The organism is Candidatus Pelagibacter sp. HIMB1623, assembly GCF_052047695.1.
In the GTDB taxonomy this organism is placed as follows: domain Bacteria; phylum Pseudomonadota; class Alphaproteobacteria; order Pelagibacterales; family Pelagibacteraceae; genus Pelagibacter.
The window spans coordinates 200,304-221,254 of sequence record NZ_JBNAJN010000001.1; the positions used below are offsets into that span (position 1 = coordinate 200,304).

The following is a 20,951-nucleotide window of genomic DNA, read 5'->3' on the forward strand; positions in this document are numbered from 1 at the left end:
TTATTTATTAAATAAGCATTATTTTTTAACTTTTTTTTGCTAATTAGGCTCCATCAAAATTACATAGGAGACAAAATGAGTGCAGAAAACGTTTTAAAATTTATAAAAGAAAAAGAAGCAGAATTCGTAGATCTAAGATTTACTGATCCAAGAGGAAAACTTCAACATTTAACTATGGATGCATCAATAGTGGATGCCGACATGCTTAATGAGGGAGTGTTTTTTGATGGTTCATCTATTGCTGGATGGAAAGCAATCAACGAATCTGACATGATTTTAAAACCTGATACTGCAAGAATGTTCATGGATCCTTTCACGTCTCATAATACTGTAGTTTTGTTCTGTGATATTTTAGATGCAATCAAAAAAGATCCTTACGAAAGAGATCCAAGAGGAGTTGCAAAAAAGGCTGAGGCATATTTAAAAGACTCTGGAATTGGTGATAAAGCATTTTTTGGACCTGAGCCAGAATTTTTTGTTTTCGATGATGTGAGAATAAATAACGATCCAAATAACACTGGATTTATTTTAGATAGTAAAGAAGGTCCTTACAATTCAGGTAAAGAATATGAAAATGGAAACATGGGACATAGACCACCGGTAAAAGGAGGTTATTTTCCTGTGCCTCCTGTAGATAGTGAACAAGATATGCGTGGTGAATATTTAAAAAACTTAAAAGAAGTTGGTATCAAAGTTGAAAAACACCACCATGAAGTTGCTCCAAGTCAACATGAACTTGGTATGTATTTTGGAACTTTGGTTGACCAAGCAGATAATGTTCAACTTTATAAGTATGTAGTTCAAATGGTAACACATTCATTTGGGAAAACTGCAACCTTCATGCCAAAACCAGTTGCAGGTGATAATGGTTCAGGTATGCATATTCACCAATCTATTTGGAAAGGTGATACTCCTGTATTTTCAGGTGAAGCATATGCAGGACTTTCAGAAACTGCATTACACTATATTGGTGGAATTTTAAAACATGCTAAAGCGATTAATGCTTTTGCTAACTCTACAACAAATAGTTACAAAAGATTAATCCCTGGTTTTGAAGCTCCGGTATTATTAGCCTACTCTGCAAGAAACAGATCAGCATCATGTAGAATTCCTATTACTTTAAGTAAAAAAGGTGCAAGATGTGAAATTAGATTTCCAGATGCAGCAGGTAATCCTTACCTAACGTTTGCAGCAATGTTAATGGCTGGTATTGATGGAATTAAAAATAAAATACACCCAGGTGAGTCTTTTGATAAAGATTTATATGAATTGCCACCAGAAGAAGTAAAAGCTATACCAACCGTTTGTGGATCTTTAAGAGAAGCAATGGAAAGTTTAGATAAGGATAGAGAGTTTTTAACTCAAGGTGGTGTATTTACTGACGACCAAATCGATGCTTATATAGCTCTTAAGTTTGAGGAAATTCATAAATTTGAACACGCACCTCATCCTGTAGAGTTTGAGATGTATTACAGTAGTTAATATTTAATTACTGTCTGGTTGTTGCAATTGTATCTTTGTTAATACCTTTTTTAACAACGTAATCTTGAGTACCGTTTGCACCGGTCTCAACTTCTTTACGTAAATCTTTAAAGAAAGTTCTTTCTTTAATTGTATCTTTTAGGTTTTTAACAAGATTTTTAAATTCAAATTTGTTCATACCTAAATATATATACTAGGTATGCGTATGATGCAATACTGATATGCGTTAAATGGGAATATTCAACTTTTGCTAGATTTTAAAGGATTCCCCGCATCCACATCTTTCTGTTTCGTTGGGATTATTGAATACAAACGAAGATGATAGCTCTTCTTTTTTGTAATCCATTTCTGTTCCAAGCAAATACATAATGGCTGCAGAATCGACAAATACTTTCACACCTTTTTCCTCAATGACTTCATCATTTGGATTTACTTCTTTGGTATACTCCATGACGTAAGACATGCCAGCACAACCTCCTGATTTTACTGAAACTCTTACACCTAAAGAGTCTTTTTCTGCATTAGACATAATTTCTTTAATTCTTTCCGCAGCATTATCACTTAATTTAATAATTGGATTCATTATAAATTTAACTCCAGTTTTGCAGCTTCTGACATCATGTCCTTATTCCAAGGTGGGTCCCAAACTAATTCAAGATCAACGTCCTCAATACCCTCAACTTGCATTGCGCCATCTTTAACTTCTTTAGGTAAACTTTCAGCAACTGGACAATTAGGAGTAGTCAAAGTCATTTTAATTTTTGCAAATTTATCATCCTCAACTTTAATATCATAAATCAAACCTAGTTCATAAATATTCACTGGTAACTCAGGATCATAAATTTTTCTAATTTCTTCAATAATTTGATCTTTTTTCGACATAATTAATTTTCTGTTTTAACCTCATCAGTTTTATTATCAAAAGCTGAGACTAGCGTATGCCAAGATAGTGTGGCACACTTTACTCTCATTGGATATTGTTTTACTCCAGATAAGCACATTAGTTTTGTTTTTTCATCTTCTTCAAGATTTTCTGATTTAAGCTCAGGATTTTCTTTAATCATCCCCAAAAAATCTTCAACAATCTCTTTTGCTTCATTTTCATTTTTGCCTTTAATTAAATCAGTCATTATTGATGCAGAAGCCATAGAAATGGCACAACCACTACCTTCAAATGAAATATCTTCTACAATTCTTTGACCATTTAATTTTAAATAGACATGAACGTTATCACCACACAGTGGATTGTTGCCTTTGGCATCTTTATTAAAATCTTCTGTCTTACGAAGATTTCTTGGATTTTTTCCATGCTCTAAAATTATTTCTTGGTATAATTCTTTTAAATTCATTTTAAGTTAAATATCTTCTTACAGTTATTTATTGCATCATTAAGTTTATCTAAATCTTCTTTGGTATTATATATTCCAACGGAAGCTCGTGCGCTCGCTGGTATATTAAGTTTGTCATGTAAAATTTGACAGCAATGATGACCTGCTCTTATTGCAACTCCGTCTTCATCTAAAATTGTTGCGATGTCATGAGGATGTACACCTTCTAAAGTGAAAGACAAAACTCCACCTTTATTTTTTGGATTTCCAATTAATTTTACCGAATTATTTTTTTTTAATAATTCTTGGCCATACTCAACTAATTCTGATTCATGTTTCATAACATTTTCAATACCTACGCTCTCCAGAAATTTAATTGATTGATCAAAAGCAATAACTTGCGCTGTAGCCATAGTTCCAGCTTCATATTTATTAGGTAAATCACCATAGGTAATTCTATCTTTTTTAACCTCTCTAATCATTCCGCCACCGCCTTGGTAAGGAGGAAGTTCATCCAACCACTTTTTCTTACCATAAAGAACCCCTAATCCTGTAGGGCCGTACATTTTATGACAAGAAATTGCATAAAAATCACAATCTAAGTCTTGCATATCTAACTTCAAATGAGGAGCTCCTTGGCAACCATCTACGACAACTATTATTCCTTTTGAATGTGCTAAATCAGTAATTTCTTTTACTGGTAATATTGCTCCAGTCACATTTGATAAATGAGTAATTGAAATAACTTTTGTATTAGGAGTAATTTTCTTTTCAATTTCTTCTAGTGTAATTTCTCCTTCTTCATTTATTTCTGCAAAATTAATTTTTATATTTTTAGATTTTCTTAAAAAATGCCAAGGTACATAATTTGAATGATGTTCTAATTCGGTAATTAATATTTCATCACCTTCGTTTAAATGATTTTGACCCAATGTATTAGCAACAAGGTTTAATGCTTCGGTAGCACCTTTAGTAAATACTATTTCATTTTTATCTTTAGCATTAATATATTTTTGAACTGATGTTCTAGTATTTTCATATAAATTTGTTGCAGCAACCGCAAGATAGTGAACACTTCTACCAACATTAGAAAATTGTTTGGTATAAAATTCATTAATTCTATCTACCACTACTTTTGGTTTTTGTGATGAATTTGCACTATCTAAATAAACCAAATCATTATTTTGGATTTTCTCATCAAATATTGGAAATTCTTTTTTAACTTGATCTATGTTCATACATTTATACCTGATAATTTTTTAACTAATTTTTTTACATCTTCATTAGAAATTTTTTCAATTACTTCGTTAAGAAAACCATTTGTTAATAATTTTTTTGATTCTGAATAACTGAGGCCTCTAGACATTAAATAAAAAATTGAATTTTCATCAATATTTCCTGATGTAGATCCATGTGAACATTTAACATCGTCTGCATATATTTCTAATTCTGGTTTCGCATTAAATTCGACACTTTCATTTAACAATAAAGCTCTACTTAATTGGTATCCATCTGTTTTTTGTGCTTCAGGACTTACAAAAATTTTACCTTGATAAATACCTTTTGATTTATCATTCAATACACTTTTAATTAATTGATAACTTTTACAATTTTCTTTTTTATGATTAATTACAGTTTTTATTTCATGATGTTTTTCATTTTCTAAATTGATAATTCCATTTAATGCAATAGAACCATATTCATCATCTAAAGTGCAATTGATATCTTGTTTTATAAATTTAGAACCTTCTGACAAGATAAAATATTCTAAATGACTATTTTTAGATAAATTAATATCTTTGTTGAAATACTTTATATTTTCCGAAGTATTTGAATCTAGACTATAATTTTTTAAAATTGAATTCACTCCAATCTTAATTTTTTGTCTAAAATTAATGAAATTTTTTTCAGAATTTTCATTTAAAAAATTAACTACACATAATGAACTGTCATCTTCTAAATTAATATCTACTCTAGAATTAATTGCAGAAGATTTTAAACCATCACTCAAATAATTAAATAAAATCAATGGTTTTTTAACATTGTAACCTTTTTTAATAGTAATATTCGAAACACTAGTAAGAAAGGCTGAATTCAAATTTAAAAGAGTATTTTGATAAATAGTATCATCTAAGTCTAAATTTTGATCAACTAAGATTTTATCTTTGTCTTCATGTTTAAAATCAAAATCATATAATTTTCCATCAACAAAACTTATTTTATTATGTTCAAAATCTAGTGGAAAATCTTTTTCTTCAAAAACTTTTTTTTGATCAACAATAAAGTTTAAATTGTCAAAATTTTTTGAAATAATTTGATTTATATCTGAAAATTTCCAATCCTCATTTCTTTTATTTGGTAAACCTTTTTCAAAATAATTATTAAAATTTTCTTGTTTAATTTTTTTCTGACTATCAGAAAAATTATTTAGACTAATAATTTTATCAAAATTTAATTTAAGTTCATTTTGCATTAATTAAAATCCTCATAACCTACTTTTTCTAATTCTTTTGCTAACTCAAAATCACCTGATTTTATAATTTGTCCATTTTTAAGAACATGAACAAAATCAGGTTTGATATAATCTAATAATCTTTGATAGTGAGTTATTATTAAAAAAGAATTGTTTTTATTTCTTAGTGAATTAACTCCTTCTGAAACTATCCTTAAAGCATCTATATCTAATCCTGAATCTGTTTCATCTAGAATTGATAATTTTGGATTTAAGATAGACATTTGTAAAATTTCATTTTTTTTCTTTTCTCCACCTGAAAATCCAACATTAAGTTGTCGGTTTAAAATTTTTTCATCAAATTTAAGCTCTGCAGATTTTTCTTTTATTAATTTTAAAAACTCAATTGCATCTAGTTCTTTTTCGCCTCTAGCTTTTTTAATTGCATTTATTGAAGTTTTTAAAAAAGTATTTGTATTAACACCTGGTATTTCCATTGGATATTGAAACGCTAAAAAAATTCCTTTATGAGCTCTTTCTTCTGTTTCTAATTCTAATAAGTTTTCTCCATCAAATGTAACTTTACCATTTATTTCGTAACCTTTTTTGCCTGACAAAATATTTGATAATGTGCTTTTTCCAGATCCATTTGGACCCATAATTGCATGAACTTCTCCTGGTTTAATATCTAAATTTAAACCTTTTAATATTTCTTTTTCATCAATCTTTGCTTTAAGATTTTCTATTGATAACATCTATCCAACACTCCCCTCTAAACTAATACCTACAAGTTTTTGTGCTTCTACTGCAAATTCCATTGGTAACTGCTGCAGAACTTCTTTGCAAAAACCGTTTACAATTAAACTAACTGCTTCTTCTTGATTTAATCCTCTTTGATTACAGTAATATAGTTGTTCATCGCTAATTTTTGATGTTGTTGCTTCATGTTCTATATTTGATTTAAGATTTTTGTTCTTGATATAAGGAATTGTATGAGCTCCACATTTGTTACCCATTAGTAAAGAGTCACATTGGGTAAAGTTTCTAGAATTATCGGCTTTTGATGATATATCTACCAATCCTCTGTACATCATATCTGATTTACCTGCTGAAATTCCTTTTGAAATTATTTTGCTTTTTGTATTTTTTCCTAAGTGTATCATTTTAGTACCTGTGTCAGCTTTTTGATGATTGTTTGTAATCGCTATAGAATAAAACTCACCTACTGAATTATCACCTTTCAAAATACAACTTGGATATTTCCAAGTAATTGCTGAGCCAGTTTCTACTTGAGTCCAAGAAATTTTAGAATTTTTACCTTTGCACAATCCTCTTTTAGTAACAAAATTATAAATACCGCCTTTTCCATCCTTATCTCCTGGATACCAATTTTGAACTGTTGAATATTTTATTTCTGCATCATCAAGAGCAATTAATTCAACATTAGCTGCATGCAATTGATTTTCATCTCTCATTGGAGCTGTACAACCTTCTAAGTAACTTACATAACTTCCCTTATCAGCTATGATTAATGTTCTTTCAAATTGACCTGTTTCTGATGCATTGATCCTAAAGTAAGTCGATAGTTCCATAGGACATTTGACATTTTCTGGAATGTATACAAACGAGCCATCAGTAAAAACTGCAGAATTAAGAGTTGCAAAAAAATGATCAGTTGTAGGAATAACTGATCCAAGATACTTTTTAACTAATTCAGGATGTTTTTGAATAGCTTCAGACATCGAGCAAAATATAATTCCTTGCTTAGTAAGTTCTTCTTTAAAAGTAGTTGCAACAGAAACAGAGTCGAAAACCGCATCCACAGCAATACCATTTAATCTTGCTTGCTCTTGAAGAGGAATTCCTAATTTTTTATATGTTTCTAATAATTTAGGATCAAGATCATCTAAACTTTTTGGTTTATCTTTCATGCTTTTAGGAGCTGAGTAGTAGTAAAGATCCTGATAATCTATTTTAGGATATTTTGGTTTCTGCCAATCAGGTTCTTTTAATAGTTTAAATCTTTCAAAAGCTTTTAATCTAAAATCTAACATCCATTGAGGCTCTTTTTTAATATTAGAGATAAATTTTATTACATCCTCATTTAAACCCTTGGGAGCTTTCGTATTCTCTATATCCGTTGAAAAACCATATTTATAATCTTTCAAACTATCTATTTCTTTCTGCCTACTATCCATTCTATACTCTGTTCTCTTTATTATTTTTTAATAAATCATTTAAACTTTTATTTTCAAAGAAAGTATTAATATGAATCTCAAGTTCATCCCATAGATTGTGGGTAATACATTTTGTAGCTTTGCCATTACAACCTTTTCTAGATTCTTTTTTACACTGAACAGTTTTAACTTTCTCATCTACAGCATTAAAAATATTTGTAAGTTTAATTTCACTTGGGTCTTTTGATAAAATGTAACCTCCTTGATTACCTCTTATACTTTTAACAATTTGATTTTTTTTAAGTTTTGAAAATATTTGCTCTAAAAAATCTAATGAAATTCCTTGTCTTAAAGAAATATCTCTTAGAGATACTGGATTGATATTATCAAACCTTGCTAGATCAACTAATGCCATTACAGCGTATCTTCCTTTTGATGTAAGTTTCATTTTTACCTTTAAATTGGGGCTTTTTATACATACCCGACTAAAATGGTCAAGTTTATAAAGTAAAAAAAGACTACCATTTTGTCGCTCAGTTGTGATAGATGTACATTTTTTTTGAGAACAATAATCAATTGCATAAATGGATAACAAAATTTTAGAAATTTTTATACCTGGTCCAGCGGGTAGACTAGAAGCAAAATATTATAAAAGTAAAAAGAATACATCACCAATAGCTTTAGTATTACAGCCCCATCCTCAATATGGTGGAACAATGAATAATAAGGTGGTTGTAGATACATTTCATACATTTATGGAAAATGACTTTTCTGTTTGTCGGGTAAACTTTAGGGGTGTAGGAAAAAGTGATGGTGAATTTGATAATGGTCAAGGTGAACTTGCTGATGCAGCGGCTGCATTAGATTGGTTGGAAAGAGAAAACTTTGATAACTCACAATGCTGGGTTTCTGGTTTTTCATTTGGTTCTTTAATTGCAATGCAACTTTTAATGAGAAGACCTGAAATAAATAGATTTATTGCAATTTCACCACAGCCAAATGTTTATGATTTTTCTTTTTTATCCCCATGTCCAACTTCTGGTATGGTTATTTATGGTAAAAAAGATGAATTAGTCCCTATTGAATATATAAAAGAATTAGACACAAGACTAAGTGCTCAAAAAGGAATTAAAGTTGAGTTTGATTTAATTTCTGAAGCAAACCATTTCTTTTCTAAAACAGGTGATGTCTTAGTTAAAAGTTTGGATAAATATATTAAAAAAGAAACTGCTTTATATTAAAAATTATTTACTAATTTTCCTCCAACTACTGGATTATCACAACCAGTTGTACTTGGATAGGAAATAGGTAAATTTAAAAACTTTCTTATAGCAAGATAACCAAAAGCCTGTGACTCAATAAAATCACCATTTAAATTATAATTATCTATTTTTTCAATGTGAATATTTTGGTAATTTTTTAAATTTCTACTTATTCTCTCTATTAAATAATCATTTTTTCTTCCACCACCACACAATAAATATTTATTTGGAATATTTTCTTTATTTAAAAATTTTATTCCTTCAGAAATTAAAAAAGCTGTAAACTCAGTTATAGTTGCACATCCATCTTCAAAAGATAAGCCTCTTGCAAAAGAAACATCAAAATCTTTAATATCTAAAGATTTTGAATATGACTCCATTTTAAAATTATCAATAACTTGATTAAGAATTAGTTGATCTACTTTTCCTGATTTTGCAATATTCCCATTTTTATCATAATCCATTGTTGAATTTTTTCTAATCCATTCATCAATCAAACAATTTCCTGGTGCAATATCACATGCATACAAATTACTACCTTCTAAATTATTAAAGTTGTCTACTTTTGTGACATTTGAAATACCACCTATATTCAAAAAACTTACAGGAAATTCCAGATCATATTTTTCTGTAATTTTACTTGTTAACACTCCATGAAATATTGGAGATAGAGGAGCTCCCTGTCCATTATTTTGCATATCTGCTTGTCTAAAATCATAAACTACTGGTTTGTTGACTAATTGAGATAATAAATTTCCATCCCCCAATTGTTTCGTGATTTTTTTTAAGGGGTTATGAAAAATTGTTTGCCCATGAAAACCAACTAAATCTAATTCATTTTTTGAAGCTGATAAAATTTCATTAATTTTTTCTGCATGAAATAATGTAATTTTTCTCTCTAATTCATCTATTTCACCAGAATAAATTAACAAATCTTTCTCGTTTAATACTAAATTTCTCAAATCAATTAATTTCTTATGTAAATGAGTGTCATATGGATAATATTTATCCAACAAGAATGAAAGTTGATTATATCCATCTGTTTTTATAACAGAAAGATCAACACCATCCATTGAAGTACCGCTCATTAACCCCAAAGCAGTAAATATTTTATTTTTCATTGATATTATATTTAAAAAAAATTTGTATATTATAACTATAGTCATATGAATAAATTTTTAAAAGAATTTAAAGATAGAGGTTATTTTTACCAATGCACTAATGAACAAGAGTTATCCAATTTATTAGATAACCAAAAAATAAAAGCTTACATAGGTTTTGATTGTACAGCTGAAAGTTTACATGTTGGTAGTCTTTTGCAAATTATGTGCTTAAGATTACTTCAGAAAAATGGCCACCAACCAATTGTTTTGCTTGGGGGTGGAACAACTAGAATTGGTGATCCTTCAGGAAAAGATAAGACAAGAAAAATTCTTGCTGAAGATGAAATTGAAAAAAATATCAAAAATATTCAAAGTATCTTAAAAAAATTTCTAGAGGTAGACGATCCAAAAATTAAACCTATCTTTGTTAACAATTATTCATGGTTAAAAGATTTAAATTATATTTCTTTTTTAAGAGACATTGGAAAACATTTTACAATTAACAGAATGTTAACTTTTGATAGTGTTAAACTAAGATTAGATAGAGAGCAGTCATTAAGTTATATGGAATTTAATTACATGATATTGCAAGCATATGATTTTCTAGAATTAAATAAAAAAGAACAATGTATTTTGCAAATTGGTGGTTCAGATCAATGGGGAAATATAGTTAATGGAGTAGAATTGATAAAAAGATATTCCAATAATCAAAGTTTTGGATTAACAACTCCCTTAATCACATTAGCAACTGGTGCTAAGATGGGTAAGACTGAAAATGGTGCAATATGGTTAGATGAAAAGTTTCTATCTGCTTATGATTACTGGCAATTCTGGAGAAATGTTGATGATAGAGATGTAATTAAATTTTTAAAGATGTTTACAGATTTAAGTCTTGCTGAAATAGAATCAGTTAAAGAAACAGATATTAATGAATTAAAAATATTATTAGCAAATAAAGCTACTTCGATGTTGCATGGAGAAAATTCTGCCAAAAAATCAGAGCAAGCTGCAAAAGAAGCTTTTTCTGGAAACTCTTTAGGATCAAATTTACCAAGTGTTCAAATCAATTCTGATCTAGTTGATAAAAATTTAAGTGTTTTAGATTTGATAGTTTTGTCAAAATTAGAAAATTCAAGAAGTGAAATTAGAAGATTAATTAAAGGAAAAGCTATTAAAATTAATGATAAAATAATTGAGGATGAAAAATACATTGTTAATAAGAGTTTATTTAATGAAAATTATATTAAACTCTCTATTGGAAAAAAAAGACATTTAAAAATTGTGCTAAATTAATTCTTTTTTAATTTATCCAAAGTTCTCGTAATAAATCTCGGCGTAAGAGTTTTTATAGGATTTACTGTAGTTTTTAGATCCTTTGGAGGACCTTTTATTTTAAAACTAACTCCAAAAACACCTTCGCCAGTTTTATCTCCAACTAAAATTTTACCTAAAAGAGGGATTTTGCTTATTGTATTATTAATTGTAGTAGCGGGTACCAATGTACCTCTTAAACTAATTAATTTATCTTGCTCTATATATCCACTCATTAAAATTGATATAGCTGGTCCAATGGCATAAATCTCATCTATAAGCATCATATCTTTCTCACTGTTAAATTTCATTTCAAACTCATCAAATCTAATTCCTTCACCAGTAAGGATATCGGCTATACCTTGCAAAGAAGCTAAAGTTAATAGCTTAGTTAGAGTTGGAACTTCTTTTAATTTAAAATTATTTATTTTTAGATTTGTAATTGATTTACTATTCTGTTTAATTGAATTTAACTCAAGATCACCTTCTTCGAATCCCTTAATAAATTTATACTTATTTACAAAAGGTTTGGCTTTTGATGAATAAAGTTTTGTAATTTTTTGACCATTATTAGTATTTATTGAAAATGTTATATTTTTATTATTACCAAAATTAGCATCTAGATTTGCATTGAATACTTTATTGTCTTTAATAATTACTAAACCTTGTAAATTCTTTAAAATATAAACTTCATCCAAGTTAACTTCATTTAGATTTATATTTAGTGTTATATCATTATTAAAAATTTTGATTTTATTATTACTTTGTTTATCTTTTAGTAAACTTTCAATTAAAGAATTAGCATTAAAAAATAATCCATTCAGTCTATAATTATTTTTTTCATCTCTTTGAATAACAAATTGATTTTCTTTATTTTCTATATCTGAGTAATCAAAAGTTGCCTTGTCAAATTTATTAATTAAATAATTTTTTCCAAGAACTAAATTATTTATTTGTATGTTTTGATCTTCTTCTTTAAGACTAATTTTATATAAATTTAAAGTTTGTTTTTTATTTAAGTTTCCTGAAGTAAATAATTTAGTAATTTTTTTTTTATTTTTTTTGAATTTAATTTCATTAATATTAAAATTAGTATTAGTAAGGGCAATATTTAAATCAAAATTGGTATCCCCATCTTTGTTTAAAATAAAATAATCAATATCTTCAAAAACTTTATGAATTTTAATTTTTCCTCCACCAGAAATTGATAGTAAGTTTTTTTTTAATTTTAAATTAATTTTATGATCTTTTAGTTTTGAAAAATTTTTAATTTCTGGAAAAAAGTTTTTTAAATATGCTTCATTTTTTAAATGAATACTTTTTAAATTTAAGCCTGATTTAAATTCATAATCATTATTATTTTTAGTTAAAGAATAATTAAGTTTGTCATAACCTCTATCAATCTTAATACCACCTTCGCCATTAAGTACTAATTTTTCATTTTTATATTTGATATTTATTTTGTGATTTTTTAAATTAAATTGGTCTTTTAAAAGTGGAAAATAATTTTTTATAAAATCTTGATTTTTTAAATCTATATTTTTTACATTAAAATTAGTATTAAAATCATATTTTTTGCCTTTTTTATTTAATTCGTAGTTAATTTTTTCATAATTTTTACCAATTTGAATTTGTCCTTGGCCCTCAACTGATAATAAATCATTTTGATATTTTAATTTTAAATTCTGATTTTTTAGGGAAACTGTCTCTGGAATATCATTAAAATAATCAGAAAGACCAAAGTTATTTTTATATTCTATTTGATCAAACTCAATATCGGATTTTATTGATAAATTTTTAACTTTAAACTTATTTGTTAATTCAAACTTAAAGTCATTAATTGAGCTGAATGTTGTATCTTTAATGTTAAATTCTTTAAAATTATAATTTAACATTTTTAATAATTTACTTGATAATACTGAGTCTTTATTCTTTATCTTTCCATCAAATAAATAATTGTCATTTTTTTTATTTATCTTCAATAAATTTAAATAAAAATTAACATCATCAGTAGTTAATTTTAAATCTTCAATTAGATAATTGTTTTTTTTAATATTAAAAATAAAATTTATATTTTCTATTTCGTTGTTTTTTAAAAATTTAATTTTACCATCTTTTAATATTCCTCTTAACTCATAATCATTTTTGATATTTCCTTTTTCATCAAAATTTAAATTTAAATCTAAAATTACATTACCTTTTCTAATAAAAGTCTCTAAAATAAATAATTCTGGTCTATTGCTTGTTGCCCTAATAAATTCTACCAAATTTTTTAAAAATACAGATTTTGTTGCTATTTCAATTTGAGAAGATACTAATTTATTTGTTATTAAAGAATTTAATGAAACTTTAGTTTTAATATATTCTAATTCAATTGGTTTATTATCATAATAAATTATTGCTCCAATTGTTTTGGCATCCAATTTTAAATTCAAAGGATCCAGAGTTAATTTTATTCTTTGTAAAGATAAATTTAACCTTTTATCCTTTTCATTAATTTTTTTGATGATCTGATCATTAAAATTATCTGTTTCAATACCAATAAAACTTAAATAAAATAAAATTAAAAAGATAATACTAAAACCAATTGTAATTAATTTTATAAATTTTACTTTCATTGAATTTTATATAAAGATTGCTCTAAAAAATCATCTAACTCACCATCAAGCACTTTATCAGGGCTTGTGTTTTCATAATTTGTTCTGTTGTCTTTTACTAGTTGATATGGTTGCAACACATAAGATCTAATTTGGTGTCCCCACCCAATTTCAGCTTTGTTACTTTCTGTATTCTGATTTTCTTCTTCTCTTTTTTTAATTTCATAATCATATAATCTGGCTTTTAACATATTCATGCACGTCTCTTTATTTTTGTGTTGTGATCTTTCATTTTGACACTGAACAACTATTTTTGATGGCAAATGTGTTATTCTGACTGCACTATCTGTAGTGTTAACATGCTGACCACCTGCTCCACTGGATCTATAGGTGTCAATTCTTAAATCTTTTTCTAATATTTCTATATTAATATTTTCATCCACAACAGGATAGATCCAAACACTCGCAAAACTAGTGTGTCTCCTAGCACCTGAATCAAAAGGAGAAATTCTAACTAAGCGATGAATACCAGATTCCTTTTTTAACCAACCGAAAACATAATCGCCCTCAATTTTAATAGTAGCTGATTTTATTCCTGCCTCTTCTCCCCTGTGTTCGCTTATTAAATTTGATTTAAAATTTTTTTTATCAGACCATTTTAAATACATTCTTCTAAGCATATCTGCCCAATCTTGACTTTCAGTTCCTCCTGCGCCAGCATGTATTTCTATATAACAATCTAATGAGTCCGCCTCATTAGATAAAAAACATTTAATTTCATTTTTTTTTACTTCTTTTCTTAAATCTTTAATATTTTGTAAAATTTCTTTTTGAACAATTGTGTTTTGCTCCTCATAAGCTAATTCATTTAAATCAATTAAATCTTTAATATTTTCAATAGAACTATTGTAAGAATTAATTAATTCTTCAAATAACTTTTTTTCTTTAATTACTTTTTGAGATTTTTTTTTGTCCTGCCAAAAATTGGCTTCTAACATTAGAGAATTTAGTTTATCAAGCTTAGAATAAATTTGATTTGTTTCAAAGATACTCCTTAATTCTTAAATTAATTTTATCTATTTCTTCTTTATAATTTTGAAAATTATTATCCATTAATAAAACTTTAGTATATTATTTGAACTGAACCTATTAGAATTTGTATTAAAATTTATTTTATTTTTTTTATCCTCTTTTTTAAATACCTCTAAAATAGTATTTTTTGATGAAAAATTTGCTTTTTGACCTGTGTTTGCATCAACTACCATCATAAATGTATCCTTTGCAGCCTTAAAAGGTCTTGCCTCAGATTTCGTGACAACACTTTTAATAAAATCTTTAAAAATTGGAAGTGCTGTTTTAGAACCAGTTTCAAATTTACCTAAAGGTTGAGGATTATCTGTTCCTACATAAACTCCTACTAATAAATTTGATGTAAATCCAATAAACCAAGTATCTGTATTTTTATTTGTTGTTCCTGTTTTTCCAGCTATGTTTAAATTTAAGTCTCTAAGTTTTTTTCCTGTTCCTCTTTTTACTACTCCCTCTAATATTGAGGTCATTTGATAAGCAGTTTGAGGAGAAAATATTTGTTTATAATTATTTTTAATTTTAGGATAGTCATTACTCATATAAGAAATTTGATCACAATCTACACATTCTCTTTTATCATTCTTATACAAAGTATTGCCCTCACTATCTTGGATCCTATCTATTAAAATAGGATTTACTAATTTTCCTCCATTCACAAAAGCAGAGTAAGCTGATGTAAGTTTAAGCAATGTGGTTTCTTCTGATCCTAAGGATATAGATAAAAGTTCTTTTGGATTTTCATAAATTTTTAGATTTTTAGAAAAACTTATAATTTTTTGGAGTCCTAAGTCTTGAGCAATTCTTACGGTCATTAAATTTCTTGATTTTTCTAATCCTGTTCTAAGTGTCGAGGGGCCATAAAATTTTTTTCCATAATTTTCAGGTTTCCACATTTTAAGATCTTCTCCTTGATCTAAAACTAATGGAGCATCTAAAACTAAAGAAGTCGGAGTGTAATTATTTTCTAAAGCTAATGCATAAACAAACGGTTTAAAAGCTGATCCAGGTTGCCTCATTGCTTGTGTGGCTCTATTGAATTCACTTTTTTTGAAACTAAAACCACCACTTAATGCTAAAACCCTGCCAGTGTAAGGATCCATAACAACTATTGCACCGTTAATTTTAGGTAATTGCTGCAAACTATATTTATTTTTTTTTATGTATTCTGCATAAATGATATCGCCAGGTTTTAATAAATCTCTAAATTCTTTTTTTGTCCATGAAATTTCTTTGTATTCAATTATCCCCTCAAGATTATCTTCTGTTTCAATTACAGCTGAAAATTTATTAACTTTTTTAACAATCGCTAGATACCAATTTAAGGATTTTTCTAATTTATACTTCTCTAGATTTTTATTCCAATTTTGATCAAACTTTTTATTTGTTATTGGTCCTCTCCAACCTTTTCGTTTATCATAAGCTAACAAACCATCTCTTAATGATTTTGTAGCATTGTTTTGAAATTTTATATTTATAGGTGTATTTATGTTAAAACCTTTCTTGTAAATTTGATCATAACTAAATGTTTCAATTACATTTTTTCTTACATCTTCGATATAATATTGAGCGTCTTCTAAATATATTTTTTTATTTTTGTTTAGATTTATTTCCTGATTTTTAAATTTATTGTAAGATGCTAAATTTATATAATTATTATCTAGCATGTTTTTCAAAACTAGATTTCTTCTAAACTTTGCAATTTCAATATCTTTATAAGGATTATATCTACTTGGAGCTTTGGGTAGAGCTGCTAATAATGCAGCCTCTATATGGTTTAAATCTCTAATTGATTTATCAAAATATTCCAAACTTGCAGCAGCAACTCCATAAGCACCGCTTCCTAAATAGATTTGGTTCAGATAAAGTTCTAGAATTCTTTCCTTAGTTAAAGCTCTCTCAATCCTAAAAGCCAGTATGGCTTCTTTAATTTTTCTGTTGATGCTTACCTCATTAGATAAAAGAAAATTTTTTGCAACCTGCTGTGTTATTGTAGAAGCACCTTCCAATCTTCTTGAAGAAATAACATTAGAAATATTGTTTATTATTGCCCTTAAAACACCTTTTGCATCTACACCTGGGTGTGAGAAAAAATTTTTATCTTCTGCAGATAAAAATGCATTTATAACATTTTTAGGAATAGTATTGTAAGGTACGAAAATTCTTTTTTCCTGAGAAAAATCTGCAACTAATTCACCATTACCTGAATAAACTTTGCTTGAAACTGGTGGTTTATAATTTTTGAGAAATTTATAGTCTGGTAATTGATTAGAATAATTCCACAAAATACCAACAACAAAAACAATAGATAGAAGAACAAAAGATATAAAAACAATAAGAATATTCTTTATATACTTGTCCATTTTAGTTTCCATTATATGCAGGAATTTGTTAAAGATAAGGCATTAGAATTAACAAAATTTATTTAAAATTTAAAAATTAATGAAATTAAAAATCAAAATATTATGGAAAAAAATTTATATATTGATGCTTCGCATCCTAACGAAACTAGAGTTGTACTTAAATCCGGTGAAAATATTGAAGATTACGAGTACGAAGGTTTAAAAAATAATTTAATTAAAAACAATATCTACTTAGGAAAAGTAAGTAGGATAGAGCCATCTTTACAAGCAGCGTTTGTTGACTTTGGTAGAGAAAGACACGGTTTTTTATCATTTAATGATATACAATCAGATTACTATCAAATACCTAAAGCTGATTTAGAAAAAATTAAAGAAGAAGAAGAAAAAGCTAGAGAAGAATTATCCAAACAGGTTGAAGCTAAAGAGGAAGAAAATATTGCAGAAGGAAAATTAGAAATTGATGACCCAATTGAAAAAGAAAATAATGAAGAAATTGAAAATACAGAAAATAATGAAGCCACAAACAATTTAGAAAATGAAAAACAAACTGAAAAAAAGAAAGAAAATAAATTCAGATTTAAAAGATATAAAATTCAAGAGGTAATAAAACCAAACCAAGTAATTTTAGTTCAAGTAATTAAAGATGAACGAGGTCAAAAAGGTGCGGCTCTTAGTACATTTATTTCTATTGCAGGTAAATATATCGTTCTAATGCCTAATACCCCGAAAGGAGGGGGAATTTCTAGAAAAATTTTTAACCCTACTGATAGAAAAAAAATTAGAACTATTTTAAATGAAATTGAAATTCCTAGAGAGATGGGTTTAATAGTTAGAACGGCTGGTAGCAATAAAACAAAGAACGAGATTAATAATGATTTATCATCCTTAATAAAAACTTGGAATCAAATAAAAGAAAATGCAATTAATTCTATTGCTCCTTCGTTAATTCATCAAGAAAGTGAAATTATTAAAAGAACTTTAAGAGATATGTTTGATGAAAATACTCAAAATATTGTCGTAGAAGGAAATGATGGTTACAAAAAAGCACAATCATTCATGAAAACAATGATGCCATCAAATGTTAAAAAAGTAAAAAAATATAGAGGTAAAGTTCCATTATTTATTCAAGAAAATATTGAGCAAAAATTAAATCAAATATTTGAATCTGAAATAAAACTTAAATCTGGTGGATATTTAGTTATTAATCCAACAGAGGCATTAGTATCTATAGATATTAACTCAGGCAGTTCGATTAAGGGCAAAAATGTTGAGAGCACAGCTTTGGATACAAATATTGAAGCAGCTGAAGAAATCGCAAGACAAATAAAGATAAGAGACTTATCTGGCTTAATTATAATCGATTTTATAGATATGCTTAGCTATGGAAATAGAAGATTGGTTGAGAGAAAACTAAAAGAAAAATGTAGAACTGACAGAGCTAGAATTCAAATCGGAAGAATAAGTAATTTTGGCCTACTAGAAATGTCCAGACAAAGATTAAGAGAAAGTGCAATAAAATGGAAAGTAACATTAACTGATGAGTCTTTCGCACAAAAATTACTTAAAACTGTAGAATTAAAAGCAGTTATCAATAAAGCAAAGTTTGTAGAACTGAGAGTTTGTGAAAAAATTTCTGATTTTTTAAAAGAAAATTTTGTTGATGATCTTACCTATTTTGAAAAAAAAAATAAAATGACAATTGATATTATAAGTGACAACTCTTTGATAATTCCTGAATATGTAATTAATGTACAAAATAAATCCAAAAAAACATTAGAATTAATTGAAAATTTTGAAAAACTAAAGAATTTAGAAGTTCAGAAATTAGAGACTCAAGTTAATGAAAAAAAAGAAAATAATAAAAAATACAAAAAAAAATTCAAAAAAAAGAAATTTTATAAAAAAAACTAAATTATACCTTTGATAGGTGAGGATGCATTTCCCATCAATGTTTTATTTATCCTTCCTGATTTAAAAGATTGTCTTCCTGCAATCACTGCATGTTTGAATGCTATTGCCATTTCAAAAGGTTTTTTTGCATTGGCTATGGCAGTATTCACCAATACTCCATCACATCCAAGTTCCATTGCAATAGTTGCATCTGATGCTTGTCCTAATCCAGCGTCAATAATTAAAGGAAGTTTAGTTTGCTTACGGATAATTTGTATGTTTATTTTGTTTAAAACTCCTAATCCTGAGCCTATAGGAGCAGCTAAAGGCATAATTGCATCAGCTCCTGCATTTTCTAATCTTTTAGCCATTAAAGGATCATCATTACAATAAACCATCACTTTAAATCCTTCTTTTGCAAGCACCTCGGTAGATTTTAATGTTTCAATCATATCTGGAAAAAGATTTTTTTTATCTCCTAAAACTTCTAATTTTACTAATTTCCATCCACCAATTTCTCGTGCAAGTCTCAAAGTTCTTAATGCGTCTTTTGCAGTAAAACAACCTGCTGTGTTTGGAAGATATGTAATTTTTTTTGGGTCAATATAATCCATTAATAATGGTTTATTTTTATCTGTAATATTTACTCTTCTAACTGCAACAGTTACAATATCAGCTCCTGATAATTTGATTGCTTTAGCGCATTCAGACATGTTTTTGTACTTTCCAGTTCCAACAATAAGTCTTGAATTAAATTTTTTTTTTGCAATTATAAAATTGTCTTTTTTCAATTAACCTCCTCCAATAAAATGCACTATCTCAATTTTGTCATTTTCATTTAATTTAATTTTATTTATTTTTTTTTTATCTATTATTTCCTCATTTAGCTCAATAGCTACTTTATTTATTGAAATATTTAGTTTTTTTAACAGATTAGATAGATAAGTTGAAACTGGCAGTGATTTAGTTTTACCATTTAATTTAATTTTTATTTTTTTTATTTTTTTCATCGTATATAAAAGCTGAATGGATAATAAAATAATTATTATTAATGGTCCAAATCTTAATCTATTAGGTGAAAGAGAACAATCACAATATGGCGCGACAACTTTTGAGCAATTAAAAGACAATTGCTCAAAAAAAGGGAATGAAATCGGTATTCATGTGGATTTTGCTCAATCAAATATTGAAGGTGAACTTGTAAATATAATCCAAGATGCGAGAAATAAATACGACGGTCTAATCATAAATGCTGCAGGTTTTACTCATACATCAGTAGCTATCAGAGATGCACTTGATATTTTTAAAAAACCAATAATTGAGTTACATATTTCTAACATATATAAAAGAGAAGAATTTAGACATAAATCACTTATAAGTGGTGTTGTAACAGGTGGAATTTTTGGATTGGGTGTAGAAGGATATATTTTGGCCATAATTTCATTACAAAAGACTTTGCAAAATGAAAATAGATAAAAAAATAATCCAAGAACTAAGTGATTATTTAGATGAATTCAATCTAACAGAAATAGAAATAACTGAAAAAGACACAAAGATAAAAGTCTCAAAAAATAATGTTTCTATAAATTCTCAACCACAAATAATTTCACCGTCCAGTGTTGCGTCAAATAACGATGCTGTTCCTAGCGTATCAAGTTTGAAGACAGGTAAAGAAATTACCTCACCTATTATTGGTACAGCTTATCATGCGCCTGAACCTGGAGCTAAAAAGTTTGTTGAGGTTGGAAAAAAAATTAAAAAAGGTGACACAATTATGATTGTTGAAGCCATGAAAACTATGAATCATGTTCCTTCAACAGAAGATGGGATTGTCAAAGAAATTTGTGTAGAAGATGGTCAGCCAGTCGAATTTGGCCAAACTATTATTATCTTAGAATAA

At 27.4% G+C, this 20,951-nt stretch carries 21 protein-coding genes; 6 read left to right on the forward strand and 15 right to left on the reverse strand.

Annotated elements, in window-relative coordinates; translation table 11 throughout:
• Window positions 1–75 precede the first annotated feature (75 nt).
• Window positions 76–1,482: a type I glutamate--ammonia ligase gene (gene glnA, locus ACTTBN_RS01100; protein ID WP_440680595.1), complete on the forward strand. Its 1,407-nt coding sequence runs from the start codon at window positions 76–78 to the stop codon at window positions 1,480–1,482.
• A gap of 7 nt (window positions 1,483–1,489) precedes the next feature.
• Here glnA and ACTTBN_RS01105 read toward each other — a convergent pair whose 3' ends face one another.
• The 9 genes from ACTTBN_RS01105 to ACTTBN_RS01145 all read right to left on the reverse strand — a co-directional run bounded on the left by ACTTBN_RS01105 (window position 1,490) and on the right by ACTTBN_RS01145 (window position 7,887).
• Window positions 1,490–1,660, reverse strand: coding sequence for a hypothetical protein (locus tag ACTTBN_RS01105; protein ID WP_428080472.1), 171 nt, complete (start codon window positions 1,658–1,660; stop codon window positions 1,490–1,492).
• A 72-nt stretch (window positions 1,661–1,732) separates the two neighbouring features.
• Window positions 1,733–2,065, reverse strand: coding sequence for a HesB/IscA family protein (locus tag ACTTBN_RS01110; RefSeq protein WP_075506524.1), 333 nt, complete (start codon window positions 2,063–2,065; stop codon window positions 1,733–1,735).
• Window positions 2,065–2,364: an SUF system Fe-S cluster assembly protein gene (locus ACTTBN_RS01115; protein ID WP_075506523.1), complete on the reverse strand. Its 300-nt coding sequence runs from the start codon at window positions 2,362–2,364 to the stop codon at window positions 2,065–2,067. Before ACTTBN_RS01115 ends, ACTTBN_RS01110 begins: the two co-directional genes overlap by 1 nt.
• A 2-nt stretch (window positions 2,365–2,366) precedes the next feature.
• Window positions 2,367–2,831: a Fe-S cluster assembly sulfur transfer protein SufU gene (gene sufU / locus ACTTBN_RS01120; protein ID WP_440647787.1), complete on the reverse strand. Its 465-nt coding sequence runs from the start codon at window positions 2,829–2,831 to the stop codon at window positions 2,367–2,369.
• On the reverse strand, window positions 2,828–4,048 hold the full coding sequence (locus tag ACTTBN_RS01125) for an aminotransferase class V-fold PLP-dependent enzyme (RefSeq protein WP_440680596.1): 1,221 nt from the start codon (window positions 4,046–4,048) through the stop codon (window positions 2,828–2,830). Before ACTTBN_RS01125 ends, sufU begins: the two co-directional genes overlap by 4 nt.
• Window positions 4,045–5,283, reverse strand: coding sequence for a Fe-S cluster assembly protein SufD (gene sufD / locus ACTTBN_RS01130; protein ID WP_440680597.1), 1,239 nt, complete (start codon window positions 5,281–5,283; stop codon window positions 4,045–4,047). The genes ACTTBN_RS01125 and sufD overlap by 4 nt, the downstream gene beginning before the upstream one ends.
• Window positions 5,283–6,017, reverse strand: coding sequence for a Fe-S cluster assembly ATPase SufC (gene sufC, locus ACTTBN_RS01135; RefSeq protein ID WP_440618646.1), 735 nt, complete (start codon window positions 6,015–6,017; stop codon window positions 5,283–5,285). Before sufC ends, sufD begins: the two co-directional genes overlap by 1 nt.
• Window positions 6,018–7,460 (reverse strand): Fe-S cluster assembly protein SufB, encoded by a 1,443-nt coding sequence (gene sufB / locus ACTTBN_RS01140; RefSeq protein ID WP_440680598.1) that lies wholly within the window; start codon window positions 7,458–7,460, stop codon window positions 6,018–6,020.
• 1 nt (window position 7,461) lies between these two features.
• Complete coding sequence (locus ACTTBN_RS01145) at window positions 7,462–7,887, reverse strand: Rrf2 family transcriptional regulator (protein WP_440680599.1); 426 nt, start codon at window positions 7,885–7,887, stop codon at window positions 7,462–7,464.
• 148 nt (window positions 7,888–8,035) lie between these two features.
• On the opposite strand from ACTTBN_RS01145, the gene ACTTBN_RS01150 reads away from it, so the two are divergent.
• Complete coding sequence (locus ACTTBN_RS01150) at window positions 8,036–8,680, forward strand: alpha/beta hydrolase (protein WP_440680624.1); 645 nt, start codon at window positions 8,036–8,038, stop codon at window positions 8,678–8,680.
• Here the strand turns inward: ACTTBN_RS01150 and ACTTBN_RS01155 are convergent.
• Window positions 8,677–9,822 (reverse strand): anhydro-N-acetylmuramic acid kinase, encoded by a 1,146-nt coding sequence (locus tag ACTTBN_RS01155; RefSeq protein ID WP_440680600.1) that lies wholly within the window; start codon window positions 9,820–9,822, stop codon window positions 8,677–8,679. The two genes, ACTTBN_RS01150 and ACTTBN_RS01155, sit on opposite strands and share 4 nt — an antisense overlap.
• 45 nt (window positions 9,823–9,867) lie before the next feature.
• Between ACTTBN_RS01155 and tyrS the strand changes: the two genes are divergently transcribed.
• The gene (tyrS, locus tag ACTTBN_RS01160; protein WP_440680601.1) at window positions 9,868–11,097 is read left to right on the forward strand and encodes a tyrosine--tRNA ligase; all 1,230 of its coding nucleotides are present in this window, start codon (window positions 9,868–9,870) and stop codon (window positions 11,095–11,097) included.
• Here the strand turns inward: tyrS and ACTTBN_RS01165 are convergent.
• The 3 genes from ACTTBN_RS01165 to ACTTBN_RS01175 form a co-directional block, all read right to left on the reverse strand.
• The gene (locus ACTTBN_RS01165; protein ID WP_440680602.1) at window positions 11,094–13,733 is read right to left on the reverse strand and encodes a hypothetical protein; all 2,640 of its coding nucleotides are present in this window, start codon (window positions 13,731–13,733) and stop codon (window positions 11,094–11,096) included. The genes tyrS and ACTTBN_RS01165 overlap by 4 nt on opposite strands.
• Window positions 13,730–14,761, reverse strand: a complete 1,032-nt coding sequence (gene prfB, locus ACTTBN_RS01170; protein WP_440680625.1) for a peptide chain release factor 2 — start codon at window positions 14,759–14,761, stop codon at window positions 13,730–13,732. Before prfB ends, ACTTBN_RS01165 begins: the two co-directional genes overlap by 4 nt.
• Before the next feature lie 63 nt (window positions 14,762–14,824).
• Window positions 14,825–17,161 (reverse strand): penicillin-binding protein 1A, encoded by a 2,337-nt coding sequence (locus tag ACTTBN_RS01175; RefSeq protein WP_440680603.1) that lies wholly within the window; start codon window positions 17,159–17,161, stop codon window positions 14,825–14,827.
• A gap of 102 nt (window positions 17,162–17,263) precedes the next feature.
• On the opposite strand from ACTTBN_RS01175, the gene ACTTBN_RS01180 reads away from it, so the two are divergent.
• Window positions 17,264–19,072 carry an Rne/Rng family ribonuclease gene (locus ACTTBN_RS01180; protein ID WP_440680604.1) on the forward strand — a complete coding sequence of 603 codons (1,809 nt, stop codon included), beginning with the start codon at window positions 17,264–17,266 and terminating at the stop codon, window positions 19,070–19,072.
• Here the strand turns inward: ACTTBN_RS01180 and ACTTBN_RS01185 are convergent.
• Together ACTTBN_RS01185 and thiS are read right to left on the reverse strand one after the other, a co-directional pair.
• Window positions 19,069–19,842, reverse strand: coding sequence for a thiazole synthase (locus ACTTBN_RS01185; RefSeq protein ID WP_440680605.1), 774 nt, complete (start codon window positions 19,840–19,842; stop codon window positions 19,069–19,071). The two genes, ACTTBN_RS01180 and ACTTBN_RS01185, sit on opposite strands and share 4 nt — an antisense overlap.
• Window positions 19,843–20,061 (reverse strand): sulfur carrier protein ThiS, encoded by a 219-nt coding sequence (thiS, locus tag ACTTBN_RS01190; RefSeq protein ID WP_440680606.1) that lies wholly within the window; start codon window positions 20,059–20,061, stop codon window positions 19,843–19,845. It lies immediately after the preceding gene.
• Window positions 20,062–20,077: 16 nt separating this feature from the next.
• Between thiS and aroQ the strand changes: the two genes are divergently transcribed.
• Both aroQ and ACTTBN_RS01200 read left to right on the forward strand, forming a co-directional pair.
• A complete protein-coding gene (aroQ, locus tag ACTTBN_RS01195; RefSeq protein ID WP_440680607.1) occupies window positions 20,078–20,527 on the forward strand; it encodes a type II 3-dehydroquinate dehydratase in 450 nt (149 codons plus the stop codon).
• Window positions 20,514–20,951 (forward strand): acetyl-CoA carboxylase biotin carboxyl carrier protein, encoded by a 438-nt coding sequence (locus ACTTBN_RS01200; protein WP_440680608.1) that lies wholly within the window; start codon window positions 20,514–20,516, stop codon window positions 20,949–20,951. The genes aroQ and ACTTBN_RS01200 overlap by 14 nt, the downstream gene beginning before the upstream one ends.

What these genes read in the sequence shown, in the direction of transcription:
- ACTTBN_RS01180 (WP_440680604.1), top strand. Translation starts at nt 17,264, where the DNA reads ATGGAAAAAAATTTATATATTGATGCTTCGCATCCTAACGAAACTAGA.
- ACTTBN_RS01105 (WP_428080472.1), bottom strand. Translation starts at nt 1,660, where the DNA reads ATGAACAAATTTGAATTTAAAAATCTTGTTAAAAACCTAAAAGATACA.
- ACTTBN_RS01200 (WP_440680608.1), top strand. Translation starts at nt 20,514, where the DNA reads ATGAAAATAGATAAAAAAATAATCCAAGAACTAAGTGATTATTTAGAT.
- glnA (WP_440680595.1), top strand. Translation starts at nt 76, where the DNA reads ATGAGTGCAGAAAACGTTTTAAAATTTATAAAAGAAAAAGAAGCAGAA.
- ACTTBN_RS01165 (WP_440680602.1), bottom strand. Translation starts at nt 13,733, where the DNA reads ATGAAAGTAAAATTTATAAAATTAATTACAATTGGTTTTAGTATTATC.
- sufB (WP_440680598.1), bottom strand. Translation starts at nt 7,460, where the DNA reads ATGGATAGTAGGCAGAAAGAAATAGATAGTTTGAAAGATTATAAATAT.
- ACTTBN_RS01125 (WP_440680596.1), bottom strand. Translation starts at nt 4,048, where the DNA reads ATGAACATAGATCAAGTTAAAAAAGAATTTCCAATATTTGATGAGAAA.
- sufC (WP_440618646.1), bottom strand. Translation starts at nt 6,017, where the DNA reads ATGTTATCAATAGAAAATCTTAAAGCAAAGATTGATGAAAAAGAAATA.
- aroQ (WP_440680607.1), top strand. Translation starts at nt 20,078, where the DNA reads ATGGATAATAAAATAATTATTATTAATGGTCCAAATCTTAATCTATTA.
- ACTTBN_RS01155 (WP_440680600.1), bottom strand. Translation starts at nt 9,822, where the DNA reads ATGAAAAATAAAATATTTACTGCTTTGGGGTTAATGAGCGGTACTTCA.
- tyrS (WP_440680601.1), top strand. Translation starts at nt 9,868, where the DNA reads ATGAATAAATTTTTAAAAGAATTTAAAGATAGAGGTTATTTTTACCAA.
- ACTTBN_RS01175 (WP_440680603.1), bottom strand. Translation starts at nt 17,161, where the DNA reads ATGGACAAGTATATAAAGAATATTCTTATTGTTTTTATATCTTTTGTT.
- thiS (WP_440680606.1), bottom strand. Translation starts at nt 20,061, where the DNA reads ATGAAAAAAATAAAAAAAATAAAAATTAAATTAAATGGTAAAACTAAA.
- sufU (WP_440647787.1), bottom strand. Translation starts at nt 2,831, where the DNA reads ATGAATTTAAAAGAATTATACCAAGAAATAATTTTAGAGCATGGAAAA.
- ACTTBN_RS01145 (WP_440680599.1), bottom strand. Translation starts at nt 7,887, where the DNA reads ATGAAACTTACATCAAAAGGAAGATACGCTGTAATGGCATTAGTTGAT.
- ACTTBN_RS01110 (WP_075506524.1), bottom strand. Translation starts at nt 2,065, where the DNA reads ATGAATCCAATTATTAAATTAAGTGATAATGCTGCGGAAAGAATTAAA.
- sufD (WP_440680597.1), bottom strand. Translation starts at nt 5,283, where the DNA reads ATGCAAAATGAACTTAAATTAAATTTTGATAAAATTATTAGTCTAAAT.
- ACTTBN_RS01115 (WP_075506523.1), bottom strand. Translation starts at nt 2,364, where the DNA reads ATGTCGAAAAAAGATCAAATTATTGAAGAAATTAGAAAAATTTATGAT.